Below are 12,453 nucleotides of genomic sequence, written 5' to 3' on the forward strand. Positions count from 1 at the left end.
CGGCCTACGTTCGTGCGACCTGTCGTTAATTTATTCACCATTGTTGCTGAAACTGCCGGTGCTGGCCGGAGCCCGGGGGTACAGGGGGCGGCGGCGACTGGCCGCCCCCTGTGCGCTCCCTGCGCTATGAGAGACATAACGCAGAAGATTAACCGGGAGCGCAATGTGCGTTGAAGCCACAAGTGATAAACGCTTTTCCCGGGCTGAGCAAGTGGCAACCGATGCAGCTTCTCCCCCCGTCGGGCACCAGACCGTCGCCCGACATCCCCTACCCCTTTAACTTCGGATCCAGCGCATCGCGCAGGCCATCTCCCAGCAGATTAAACGCCAGCACGGTCACAAAAATCGCCACCGCCGGAAACAGCGCCACGTGCGGGGACATCACCATATCCGCCCGCGCCTCGTTGAGCATCGCGCCCCACTCCGGAGTGGGCGGCTGCGCGCCGAGGCCGAGAAACGACAGGCTGGCGGCGGAAATAATCGACACCCCAATACGCATCGTGAAATAAACCACGATCGATGACACCGTCCCCGGCAGGATGTGGTTGAACAGAATGGTGGCGTCGCTGGCGCCGATGCTGCGCGCCGATTCAATAAAGGTCTGCTGCTTTAACACCAGCGTATTGCCGCGCACCAGACGAGCAAACGCCGGGATCGAGAAGATCGCCACGGCGATGATCACGTTGGCCATCCCGCTGCCCATGACGGCAACCACCGCAATCGCCAGAAGGATCCCCGGAAAGGCGAACAGCACGTCGCAAAGTCGCATAATGAGCCGGTCCCACCAGCCCTCATAGTACCCGGCCAGCAGCCCAAGCACCGTGCCGATGGCCGCGCCAATCAGCACCGCCAGTACCCCGGCAGCCAGCGAGATCTGCGCCCCGACCAGCACCCGGCTGAAAATATCGCGTCCCAGCGAGTCGACACCGAACCAGTGCACCAGCGAGGGCCCCTCGTTAAGCCGGTCATAGTCGAAATAATTTTCCGCATCGTACGGCGCTATCCATGGGGCAACGATGGCTACCGCAATCAGCAACAGCACGAAAATACCGGCGCCCATCGCCACCGGCTGGCGACGAAAGCGCCGCCAGAACTCATGCCATGGGGTATGGATCTCGCCGGGTCTGATACCCGGCATGGCGTTCAGCGCCGCCTGCCTTCTCCAGTTGAGCAATCGCACCTTACTTATACCTGATAGCCGGGTTAATGGCCGCGTACAGCACATCCACCACTAAATTGATAAGAATAAACTCCAGCGAAAAGAGCAGGACTTCCGCCTGAATCACCGGGTAATCGCGCATCTCTACCGAATCGACCAACAGGCGCCCAAGCCCCGGCCAGTTAAACACCTTTTCCACGACGATCGACCCACCGAGCAGAAAACCGAACTGCAGCCCCATCATGGTCACCACCGGGATCATCGCGTTGCGCAGGCCATGCTTGAGCACCACCCACGTTTCGCTCACCCCTTTCGCCCGCGCGGTACGCATGTAATCTTCATGCAACACATCGACGAACGACGCGCGGGTAAAGCGCGCCATGACCGCCGCCACCGCCGCGCCAAGGGTCAACGACGGCAAAATATAGTGCCGCCAGCTGTCGGCCCCCACCGTCGGCAGCCAGCCCAGCTCAACCGAAAACACCTGCATCAGCAGCATGCCGAGAGCAAAAGCCGGAAACGAAATGCCGCTCACCGCCAACGCCATTCCCAGACGGTCAGGCCAGCGATTGCGCCACACTGCCGCCGCGATCCCCGCCGCCATCCCGAACAATACCGCCCAGCTCATGCTGGCCAGCGTCAGCCACAGCGTGGGCATAAAGCGGCTGGCTATTTCACTGGAAACGGGACGCCGCGAGGCCATGGAAATGCCAAAATCGCCGCGCAGTACGTTGGTGATGTAGTGCCAGAACTGGACATGCAGCGGCTGGTCAAGCCCCAGTTGCTGGCGCACCATCGCCACCACCTGGGCATCGGCCTCCGGTCCGGCAATCAGCCGCGCCGGGTCACCGGGCAGCATATGGACGAACAAAAACACCAGTACTGCGACGATAAGCAGGGTGGGGCTCAGCCCCAGCAGGCGCTTAATCACATAGTTGAGCATCATACCTCCGCAACCCGCCCCGCGGAAAAACCGCCCCCCGCGCGCTGGCGCCGGAGGGCATCATCCCATCCTTCACGGTGTTAAATCTGCCTGTTCAAAACTAAAGCCAGTATCCGGCTGGATATAGAAACCGGTGAGGTTCTTGCTGTGGGCGGAGACCAGTTTCTCGACCACCAGCGGTACCCACGGCGACTCTTTCCAGATAATATCCTGCGCCTCTTTATAGAGTTTGGTTTTCTCTTGCGGGTCGGTGGTTTTCAGCGCCTCGCTCAGCGCGTTATCCACCTGCGGGTTGCTGTAAAACGCGGTATTAAACAGCGTCGGCGGCCAGTTTTGCGAGGCGAACAGCGGCGACAGCGCCCAGTCGGCTTCACCGGTGGAGGCGGACCAGCCGGTATAGAACATCCGTACCCCGCTCTCTTTCTGCCCTTTACCTTCCACTTCCGCCGCCCGCTGACCAGCGTCCATCGCCGTCACCTGCGCCTTAATCCCCACCTGCGCCAGCTGCTGCTGGGTGAACTGCAGCACTTTCTGCGCGGTACTGTGATTATGTGATGACCACAGCGTGGTGCTGAAGCCGTTAGGGTAGCCAGCCTCTTTCAGCAACTGGCGAGCTTTCGCCGGATCGTAGGGCCAGGCGGTGTAAGTCTGGGCGTAGGCAATCGACGGCGGCACCACCCCGGTCGCCGGGGTGGCGTATCCGGCAAACGCCACCTTGACCAGTGCCTGACGGTTAATCGCATAGTTGATGGCTTCACGCACCTTCGGATTTTCGAACGGCTTCTGCGTCACGTTCATGCTGATGTAGCGCTGCATGATCGACGGGCTGGCCACCAGCTCCAGTTTGCTGTTTTTTGCCAGCAGCGGCGCCTGTTCGTAAGGGATCGGGAAAGCAAACTGCGCTTCGCCGGTCTGCAGCATCGCCGCCCGGGTGTTGTTATCCACTACCGGACGCCAGGTGATGGAGTCCAGCTTCGGCAGGCCCGGCTGCCAGTAACCATCGAACTTGCTGACCTTCACGAAATCTGTCTGGTTCCAGGTGTCGAGCTTATACGGCCCGGTACCCACCGGATGGAAGCCAATATCCTTGCCATATTTTTTCAGCGCCGCCGGCGAAATCATCGCCGTTGCCGGATGGGCGAGAATGTTAATAAACGCCGAGAAGGGTTGCTTCAGGGTAATTTTGACCGTGGTCGGATCGACCGCCTCGGTGCTGGCGATATTTTTATACAGGTTATAGCGCTTGAGATGGTTATCCGGGTTACTCGCGCGATCAAGGTTAGCCTTGACCGCCTCGGCGTTAAAGTCGGTGCCATCCTGGAATTTCACCCCGCTGTGCAGCTTGATGGTGTACACCAGGCCGTCCGGTGACACGGTATAGCTCTCGGCAAGAACATTTTGCAGCTTCATCTCTTTATCAAGGCCGAACAGGCCTTGATAAAAGGACTTCGCCACCGCCTGCGACAGCGTATCGTTGGCATCATAGGGATCGAGCGTCGTAAAGTTAGACCCGACCGCCACTACCACATCTTTGGCGGCAAAGGCGGGGGCGCTCGCCAGGGCCGCCGCGATACTCAGCGCCAGCCACCATTTGCGTGAAACAGGTTGTGTCATCGTGTTCTCCTGAAAAAGTGCGTTATGTGTTGTTATGCTCTGCCCAGCACATCGGCGGACTCGCGGGCGACAAAGTGGCCCGGCCCAACCTGCTGCAATGGCACGCTGGCGATCTCCTCGCCCCGCTTATAGATATTGCCCGGGACGTCATCAGACAGCAGGACCCGCTGCGGATGACGGTAGGCCGGGTCGGCCACCGGTACGGCGGCCATTAGCTTACGGGTATAGGGGTGCTGCGGGTTTTCAAACACCGCGCGGCGCGGGCCTATTTCGACAATGCGACCGCGGTACATCACCGCCACGCGGTGGCTGATGCGCTCCACCACCGCCATATCATGGGAAATAAACAGAAACGCGATGCCCATCTCGCGCTGAAGATCGAGCATCAGATTGATAATCTGCGCCCGAATGGAGACATCCAGGGCCGACACCGACTCATCGGCTATCACCACCTTCGGATTCAGCGCCAGCGCGCGGGCAATGCAGATCCGCTGCCGTTGGCCGCCGGAAAAGGCATGAGGGTAGCGCCAGGCATGCTCCGGCTGAAGCCCCACGCGCTTCAGCAGCCAGGAAACCCGCTCACGGGCTGCTTCCCCGTGCAGCAGGCCATGCACCCGCAGCGGTTCCATAATCGAGTCACCGACCGTCTGACGCGGGTCAAGCGAAGCGTAAGGATCCTGAAAAATAAACTGAATATTGCGGCGCAGGGACTGCAGCTTGCTGCCGGAGAGCGTATCAATCCGTTGGCCGTCGAAGGTAATGGTGCCTCCCTGGGTCTCTACCAGTCTCAACAGCGCCCGGCCGGTGGTCGACTTGCCGCAGCCGGACTCGCCCACCAGCGACAGAGTTTCTCCCGGCCAGAGATCAAAACTGACCTTCTCCACCGCATGCACTTCGCGCGTCACGCGATTGAGCAGCCCGCCGCGTACCGGAAAACGGGCCACCAGGTCGCGCACCTGCAGGATAGGCTCCCCCGCCGCCACCGTGTCTGGCGTTTCGGTCTCCGCCTGTGGCTGACCGGGAAGCGAAAAACGGCGTGGCAGATCCTGACCCCGCATCTCCCCCAGCCGCGGGACCGCCGCCAGCAGCGACTGAGTATAAGGATGCTGCGGCGAACGAAAGATCTCCTCAACGCTGCCGGTCTCTACCGCCTCACCGCGATACATCACCAGCACCCGATCGGCGATATCGGCCACGACGCCCATATCGTGGGTGATAAAGATCACTCCCATCGCCATCTCCTTTTGCAGGACGGCAATGAGTTGCAAAATTTGCGCCTGGATGGTGACATCCAGCGCCGTGGTCGGCTCATCGGCTATCAACACCGCCGGCCGACAGGAGAGCGCCATGGCGATCATCACCCGCTGGCGCATGCCGCCGGAGAGCTGGTGCGGATAGCGTGAGAGCATCTCTTCCGCCTGGGGAATACGCACCTGGTCGAGCATCTTTTTCGCCGCGCGCAGCGCCTCTTCGCGCCCCAGCCCCTGGTGCAGGCGCAGGGATTCGGCAATTTGTTCGCCGATGGTAAAAACCGGATTCAGCGAGGTCATCGGCTCCTGAAAAATCATGGCCAGATCCGCGCCGCGCACCCGGCGCATCTCGGCGTCCGTTTGCTCATTGAGCGCGATCACCTGCCGGTTACGCCGCCGCAGCCACAGCCCCTCGCTGCTCACTTCGCTGCTGGCAGCGTCAAGCAAACGCATCAGCGCCAGCGCGGTCACCGATTTTCCCGAACCGGACTCACCCACTATCGCCAGCGTCTCGCCGCGACGCAGGCTGAAGGAAAGCTGACGCACAGCCTGCACCTCTGGCGCATCCTGTTGGCGAAAGGCCACGTTCAGGTTGCGCACTACCAGCACTTCGCAGGTATCGGTTTCGTGAGTTTGCGACAATCTCCCTCTCCCTTCTTCTATTCGCGATAAATGCCAATGGTCGGCGTATCGCCGGCATAGCACCAGGCGCGGTACATGCCCTCACTGTTAAACGGTAAAACGACGTTACCTTCGCGATCGACGGCAATCAGCCCGCCGCTACCGCCGAGAGCGGGCAGTTTTTCCATCACCACCCGCTCGCAGGCGGTGTAGAGACTCAGCTGACCATACTCCATTAAGGCGGCGATATCGTAGGCCGCCAGGGTGCGCATAAAGACTTCGCCGGTGCCGGTGCAGGAGACCGCCACGCTGGCATTGTTGGCATAGCATCCCGCGCCCGGCAGCGGGCTGTCGCCGACGCGTCCGGGCAGCTTGTTGGTCATGCCGCCGGTGGAGGTTGCCGCCGCCAGATTGCCAGCCAGGTCGAGCGCCACCGCGCCGACGGTGCCCATTTTCTGGCGTTCATCGAGCGGGGCGGCGTGGTGGTCGAGGATAATCTCCCCGCCCGCTTTCGCCTCCTGCAGCTGCAGCAGGCGCTCGGGCGTGGAGAAGAGATCGTTTTCGACGCGTTCCATCCCCCGGGAAAAGGCGAAATTTTCCGCGCCCTCGCCAATCAGCAGCACGTGCGGGCTCTCCTCCAGTACCAGACGCGCCGCCAGCACCGGATTACGCAAATGTTTGACCCCAGCCACCGCGCCCGCCTGCAGGCTATAGCCATCCATCACGCAGGCGTCCAGTTCATGGGTTTGATCGTGGGTAAATACTGAGCCCATCCCGGCGTTAAACAGCGGGCACTCTTCCAGCAGACGGACGGCTTCAGTCACGGTATCCAGCGCACTGGCGCCCGCGGCCAACATTTTCTGCCCGCTTTCGACGATTGCCGACAGCGCCGCCACATACTCCCGCTCCCGTTCCGGCGTCATCTGCGCGCGGGAAATCGCCCCTGCGCCGCCGTGAATTGCTATAACCGCTTTGCCCATTTCGCCAGTCCTTAACGATGAAGTGGATAGCCCCGCCCTGTTGCGCAGCGTCGCGGCGCCGGTCACGTCAGGAATAGGGTATTGATATCATTATATTGCTGAATGTCTTATACAATTTTTGAATATAGAAAGAGCGGCGGGCGATGTAAAGCCTCGTACCCAGGTGGCATACAGCCCGCGCCGCTTTTCTGCCATAATAGGCGTTTTCGCTGTTTTGCCCGCAGGAGTGACCCATGGATTTTACCGCCGGACTGATGCCGCTCGACACAGCCCTCACCCAGATGCTCGATCGTATTACGCCGCTGAGCGCGACGGAAACTGTACCGCTGTTGCAGGCCTTCTCGCGCGTGACCGCCCATGACATCGTCTCCCCGCTGGATGTCCCCGGCTTTGATAACGCGGCGATGGATGGCTATGCCGTCCGGCTAAGCGATCTTCGCGACGGCGCGGCGCTGCCGGTCGCCGGTAAGGCCTTTGCCGGCCAACCGTTTAACGAGACCTGGCCGGCGGGTACCTGTATCCGCATCATGACCGGCGCGCCGGTGCCTGCAGACTGCGATGCGGTGGTGATGCAGGAAGAGACCGAACAGACCGACGCCGGCGTGCGCTTTACCGCGCCAGTCAAAGCCGGGCAGCATATTCGCCGCCGTGGAGAAGATATCGCCCACGGCGCGGTGGTCTTCCCGGCGGGGACGCCGCTGACGGTGGCCGAGCTGCCGGTGCTGGCCTCGCTGGGCATTGCCGAGGTCGAGGTGGTGCGCAAGGTCCGCGTCGCGGTCTTCTCAACCGGCGATGAGCTGCAGCTGCCGGGTCAACCGCTCGGCGACGGCCAGATTTACGATACCAACCGCCTGGCGGTGCACCTGATGCTGCAGCAGCTGGGCTACGAGGTCATTAACCTCGGCATTATTCCTGACGACCCGGCGAAGCTGCGTGACGCGTTTATCGCCGCCGACCAGCAGGCTGACGTGGTCATCAGCTCCGGTGGCGTCTCGGTGGGCGAAGCCGACTACACCAAAACCATTCTTGAAGAGCTGGGCGAAATCGGCTTCTGGAAGCTGGCGATCAAGCCGGGGAAACCCTTCGCCTTCGGCAAACTCAGCAGCAGCTGGTTCTGCGGCCTGCCGGGTAACCCGGTTTCCGCCACCGTCACCTTCTGTCAGCTGGTGCAGCCGCTGCTGGCGAAACTCTCGGGCAAGCACGGCCCGCTTCAGCCACCCCGCCTGCGGGTACGCGCCGCCACGCGACTGAAAAAGTCCCCGGGTCGTCTCGATTTTCAGCGCGGTATTCTGCAGCGCAACCCCGACGGCGAGCTGGTGGTGACCACCACCGGCCATCAGGGCTCGCACATTTTTAGTTCCTTCAGCCTCGGCGACTGCTTTATCGTGCTGGAGCGTGAGCGCGGCCACGTTGAAGCAGGCGAATGGGTCGAGGTCGAACCGTTCAGTCACCTGTTTGGAGGGCGGTAATGACCGTTGAGCTGAGCGATGAAGAGATGCTGCGCTATAACCGGCAGATCGTCTTGCGCGGTTTTGATTTTGACGGCCAGGAGCGGTTAAAAGCCGCTCGCGTGCTGGTGGTCGGCCTCGGCGGGCTCGGCTGCGCCGCCGCGCAGTATCTGGCCGCCGCCGGAGTGGGTCAGCTCACCCTGCTCGATTTCGACACCGTCTCGTTGTCCAACCTGCAACGCCAGACGCTGCACAGCGACGCCACCCTCGGCCAGCCGAAGGTGGATTCTGCCCGCGAGGCGCTGGCGCGGATTAACCCGCACGTCCGGCTGGTTACGCTCAATGCCTTGCTGGATGAGACCGCGCTGGCGGGGCAGATTGCCGATCACGATCTGGTGCTGGACTGCACCGACAACGTCGCCATTCGTAACCAGCTCAACGCCGGCTGTTTCCAGCACACCACCCCGCTGGTCTCCGGGGCGGCGATCCGCATGGAGGGGCAAATCAGCGTCTTCACGTATCAGGATGGCGAACCCTGCTACCGCTGCCTGAGCCGTCTGTTCGGCGAAAATGCCCTCACCTGCGTCGAAGCCGGGGTAATGGCCCCGCTGGTGGGCACTATCGGTTCGCTGCAGGCGATGGAGGCCATTAAACTGCTAACCGGCTACGGCACCCCTGCCAGCGGAAAAATCGTGATGTACGACGCCATGACCTGCCAGTTTCGTGAAATGAAGCTGATGCGTCATCCGCAGTGCGAGGTATGCGGTTCGCACTAACCCCCCACACCGGCGACGAGGGTCGTCGGTGGTTTTGTGACCTCTCTCGTTATTTTATCCCCAGGGGCTTATCCCCATCCCGCTTATTGATTTGCGTCAATATAACTTTCATTCGAAAGTGTTTTTATGTTCATACGCAAACAAGAGGATAAGCCATGATCTTCAACATCCAGCGCTATTCCACCCATGACGGCCCAGGGATCCGTACCGTCGTCTTCCTGAAAGGCTGCTCGCTGGGCTGCCGCTGGTGCCAGAACCCGGAAAGCCGCGCCCGCAGCGAAGATCTGCTGTATGACTCGCGGCTGTGCCTGGCCGGCTGCGATTTGTGCCAGCAGGCGGCGCCGGAGGTTATCACCCGTACCCTCGATGGTTTGATCATTAATCGGCAAAACGTTAACGACAAGCATATTACTGCGCTGCGTGACTGCTGCCCCACCACCGCCCTAACGGTCTGCGGCGAGGAGAAAAACGTCGAAGCGATCATGGCGACGGTGCTGCGTGATAAACCGTTCTACGATCGCAGTGGCGGCGGCATCACCCTTTCCGGCGGCGAACCCTTTATGAACCCGACGCTGGCGCAGGCGCTTTTCGAAGCCAGCCATCAGGCTGGTATTCACACCGCCGTGGAAACCTGCCTGCACGTGCCGTGGAAATACATTGCTCCCTCCCTGCCCTTTGTTGACCTGTTTCTCGCCGACCTCAAGCATGTCGACGAAGCTGTGTTCCAGCAGTGGACCGACGGCAGCGCCCGCCGGGTGCTGGATAACCTGCAGCGTCTGGCGCAGGCAGGGAAAAAAATGATTATTCGCGTGCCGCTGATCCAGGGATTCAACGCCAGCGAAACCGACATTGCCGCGATCACCGATTTTGCCGCCGACCGCCTGCAGGTCAGCGAAATCCATTTCCTGCCGTACCACACGCTGGGAATGAACAAATACCAGTTACTCAGTCAGCCCTACACCGCACCGGACAAACCGCTGGATGCTCCTGAGCTGCTCACCTTTGCGCAAGATTATGCGCGGAGCAAGGGGCTAACGGCGATCTTACGAGGATAACCCTATGACGACCCTGAAACTCAACACCCTCAGCGCCCGCATCCAGGCCCATAAAATGGCGCTGGTGCATATCGTTAAGCCGCCGGTCTGTACCGAGCGCGCCCGCCACTACACCGAGATGTATCAGCAACATCTCGATAAACCGATCCCGGTGCGTCGCGCCCTGGCCCTCGCCCACCACCTGGCGGAGCGCACCATCTGGATCAAGCACGATGAGCTGATCGTCGGCAACCAGGCCAGCGAAGTGCGCGCTGCGCCGATTTTCCCGGAATACACCGTCAGCTGGATTGAGAAAGAGATCGACGATCTCGCCGACCGCCCCGGCGCCGGCTTCTCGGTCAGCGAAGAGAACAAACGCGTGCTGCATGAAGTGTGCCCATGGTGGCGCGGGCAGACCGTACAGGACCGCTGCTACGGTATGTTTACCGATGAGCAGAAGGCGCTCCTCGCCACCGGTATTATCAAGGCGGAAGGCAACATGACTTCCGGTGACGCCCACCTGGCGGTCAACTTCCCGTTACTGCTGGAAAAAGGCCTCGACGGCATGCGCGCCAAGGTTGCTGAACGCCGGTCGCGCATTAACCTGACGGTACTGGAAGACCTGCATGGCGAACAGTTCCTGAAAGCGATTGATATCGTTCTGGAAGCGGTCAGCGACCACAGCAAACGCTTCGCCGCACTGGCGCGCGAGATGGCGACAGCAGAATCCCGCGAATCACGCCGCCACGAGCTGCTGACGATTGCCGAAAACTGCGACATCATCGCCCATGAGCCGCCGAAAACCTTCTGGCAGGCACTGCAGCTGTGCTACTTCATTCAGTTGATCCTGCAGATTGAATCCAATGGCCACTCGGTCTCCTTTGGCCGTATGGACCAGTACCTCTATCCGTACTACCGCCGCGACGTTGAACTGCAGCAATCGCTGGATCGCGAACAGGCCATTGAGCTGCTGCACAGCTGCTGGCTGAAGCTGCTGGAGGTCAACAAAATTCGCTCCGGCTCGCACTCCAAGGCCTCTGCCGGCAGCCCGCTGTACCAGAACGTCACCATTGGCGGCCAGAACCTGGTCGACGGCCAGCCGCAAGATGCCGTCAACCCGCTGTCGTATGCCATCCTGGAATCCTGTGGTCGTCTGCGCTCTACCCAGCCGAACCTCAGCGTGCGTTACCATGCCGGGATGAGCAACGACTTCCTCGACGCCTGCGTCCAGGTGATCCGCTGCGGCTTCGGCATGCCGGCGTTTAATAACGATGAAATCGTCATTCCGGAATTTATCAAACTCGGCATCGAGCCACAGGACGCCTACGATTACGCCGCCATCGGCTGCATCGAAACCGCGGTCGGCGGCAAATGGGGCTATCGCTGCACCGGCATGAGCTTTATCAACTTCGCGCGGGTGATGCTGGCGACGCTGGAAGGCGGCCGCGATGCCACCAGCGGTCAGGTATTCCTGCCCCAGGAGCATGCCCTGTCGAAAGGCAACTTCGCTAATTTCGACCAGGTGCTGGCCGACTGGGATAACCAGATCCGCTACTACACCCGTAAATCCATTGAGATTGAGTATGTGGTCGATACCATGCTGGAGGAGAACGTCCACGATATTCTCTGTTCGGCGCTGGTGGATGACTGTATTGAACGGGCGAAGAGCATCAAGCAAGGCGGCGCCAAGTATGACTGGGTTTCCGGCCTGCAGGTAGGCATCGCCAACCTCGGCAACAGCCTGGCGGCGGTGAAAAAACTGGTCTTCGATCAGGGCGCCATCGGCCAGCAGGAACTGGCGAAGGCGCTGGCGGAAGATTTCGACGGTCTGACCCACGAGCAGCTGCGCCAGCGGTTGATCAACGGCGCGCCGAAGTACGGTAACGATGATGACAGCGTCGACGAGTTGCTGGCGCGGGCCTACCAGACCTATATCGACGAGCTGAAGCAGTATCACAACCCGCGTTATGGCCGCGGCCCAATCGGCGGCAACTATTACGCCGGCACGTCCTCTATCTCCGCCAACGTTCCGTTCGGCGCCCAGACCATGGCGACCCCGGATGGCCGTAAAGCGCACACTCCACTGGCGGAGGGGGCCAGCCCGGCCTCCGGTACCGACCATCTGGGGCCGACAGCGGTCATCAGTTCGGTGGGCAAACTCCCCACCGGGGCGATCCTCGGCGGCGTGCTGCTTAACCAGAAGCTGAATCCGTCCACGCTGGAGAACGAGTCCGACAAGCAGAAGCTGATGGTGCTGCTGCGCACCTTCTTCGAGGTGCACAAAGGCTGGCATATCCAGTACAACATCGTGTCACGCGACACGCTGCTGGAGGCGAAGAAACACCCTGACCAGTACCGCGATTTGGTGGTCCGCGTCGCCGGATACTCGGCATTCTTCACCGCGCTGTCGCCAGATACCCAGGACGATATCATCGCCCGAACCGAACATACGCTGTAACCCTTCGTGCCCGCTGGCGCTATGCTTAGCGGGCCTACCCTGTTCCGCAGGCCGGGTAAGGCAACGTTGCCACCCGGCATTTTCTGCGCTGAGTGAACTTTCATTCGAAATAAATTTGTGCTCCCCATCACATTGTAATTAGAATGTTACTGGTCGAAGTTAAGCCAGGA

At 60.8% G+C, this 12,453-nt stretch carries 9 protein-coding genes; 4 read left to right on the forward strand and 5 right to left on the reverse strand.

Translation table 11 applies throughout. From position 1 onward, the window contains the following. Nucleotides 1-268: 268 nt before the first annotated feature. From gsiD to iaaA, 5 genes are all read right to left on the reverse strand, one after another. Nucleotides 269-1,180: a glutathione ABC transporter permease GsiD gene (gsiD, locus tag CWM61_RS18225; RefSeq protein WP_004147729.1), complete on the reverse strand. Its 912-nt coding sequence runs from the start codon at nt 1,178-1,180 to the stop codon at nt 269-271. Nucleotide 1,181: 1 nt separating this feature from the next. Next, the gene (gsiC, locus tag CWM61_RS18230; RefSeq protein WP_100631671.1) at nt 1,182-2,102 is read right to left on the reverse strand and encodes a glutathione ABC transporter permease GsiC; all 921 of its coding nucleotides are present in this window, start codon (nt 2,100-2,102) and stop codon (nt 1,182-1,184) included. Nucleotides 2,103-2,174: 72 nt separating this feature from the next. Beyond that, a complete protein-coding gene (gsiB, locus tag CWM61_RS18235) occupies nt 2,175-3,716 on the reverse strand; it encodes a glutathione ABC transporter substrate-binding protein GsiB (RefSeq protein WP_074386452.1) in 1,542 nt (513 codons plus the stop codon). A 32-nt stretch (nt 3,717-3,748) separates the two neighbouring features. Beyond that, the gene (gene gsiA, locus CWM61_RS18240) at nt 3,749-5,608 is read right to left on the reverse strand and encodes a glutathione ABC transporter ATP-binding protein GsiA (RefSeq protein ID WP_100631672.1); all 1,860 of its coding nucleotides are present in this window, start codon (nt 5,606-5,608) and stop codon (nt 3,749-3,751) included. A gap of 17 nt (nt 5,609-5,625) precedes the next feature. Continuing rightward, nucleotides 5,626-6,567, reverse strand: coding sequence for a beta-aspartyl-peptidase (iaaA, locus tag CWM61_RS18245; RefSeq protein ID WP_074386454.1), 942 nt, complete (start codon nt 6,565-6,567; stop codon nt 5,626-5,628). A gap of 233 nt (nt 6,568-6,800) precedes the next feature. On the opposite strand from iaaA, the gene moeA reads away from it, so the two are divergent. The 4 genes from moeA (at nt 6,801) to CWM61_RS18265 (ending at nt 12,283) form a co-directional block, all read left to right on the forward strand. Further along, nucleotides 6,801-8,036: a molybdopterin molybdotransferase MoeA gene (gene moeA / locus CWM61_RS18250; protein WP_074386455.1), complete on the forward strand. Its 1,236-nt coding sequence runs from the start codon at nt 6,801-6,803 to the stop codon at nt 8,034-8,036. Then, on the forward strand, nt 8,036-8,791 hold the full coding sequence (moeB, locus tag CWM61_RS18255; RefSeq protein ID WP_061155230.1) for a molybdopterin-synthase adenylyltransferase MoeB: 756 nt from the start codon (nt 8,036-8,038) through the stop codon (nt 8,789-8,791). Before moeA ends, moeB begins: the two co-directional genes overlap by 1 nt. 155 nt (nt 8,792-8,946) lie before the next feature. Then, complete coding sequence (locus tag CWM61_RS18260) at nt 8,947-9,846, forward strand: glycyl-radical enzyme activating protein (RefSeq protein ID WP_074386456.1); 900 nt, start codon at nt 8,947-8,949, stop codon at nt 9,844-9,846. A gap of 4 nt (nt 9,847-9,850) precedes the next feature. Then, entirely contained in the window at nt 9,851-12,283 is a 2,433-nt protein-coding gene (locus CWM61_RS18265; protein WP_008805792.1) for a formate C-acetyltransferase/glycerol dehydratase family glycyl radical enzyme, read from the forward strand. The last annotated feature ends 170 nt before the right edge of the window (nt 12,284-12,453 follow it).

It is taken from the genome of Klebsiella sp. K-Nf6 (assembly GCF_002806655.1).
GTDB classification, from domain to species: domain Bacteria; phylum Pseudomonadota; class Gammaproteobacteria; order Enterobacterales; family Enterobacteriaceae; genus Klebsiella; species Klebsiella variicola.

What these genes read in the sequence shown, in the direction of transcription:
- CWM61_RS18265 (WP_008805792.1), top strand. Translation starts at nt 9,851, where the DNA reads ATGACGACCCTGAAACTCAACACCCTCAGCGCCCGCATCCAGGCCCAT.
- iaaA (WP_074386454.1), bottom strand. Translation starts at nt 6,567, where the DNA reads ATGGGCAAAGCGGTTATAGCAATTCACGGCGGCGCAGGGGCGATTTCC.
- moeB (WP_061155230.1), top strand. Translation starts at nt 8,036, where the DNA reads ATGACCGTTGAGCTGAGCGATGAAGAGATGCTGCGCTATAACCGGCAG.
- moeA (WP_074386455.1), top strand. Translation starts at nt 6,801, where the DNA reads ATGGATTTTACCGCCGGACTGATGCCGCTCGACACAGCCCTCACCCAG.
- gsiB (WP_074386452.1), bottom strand. Translation starts at nt 3,716, where the DNA reads ATGACACAACCTGTTTCACGCAAATGGTGGCTGGCGCTGAGTATCGCG.
- CWM61_RS18260 (WP_074386456.1), top strand. Translation starts at nt 8,947, where the DNA reads ATGATCTTCAACATCCAGCGCTATTCCACCCATGACGGCCCAGGGATC.
- gsiC (WP_100631671.1), bottom strand. Translation starts at nt 2,102, where the DNA reads ATGCTCAACTATGTGATTAAGCGCCTGCTGGGGCTGAGCCCCACCCTG.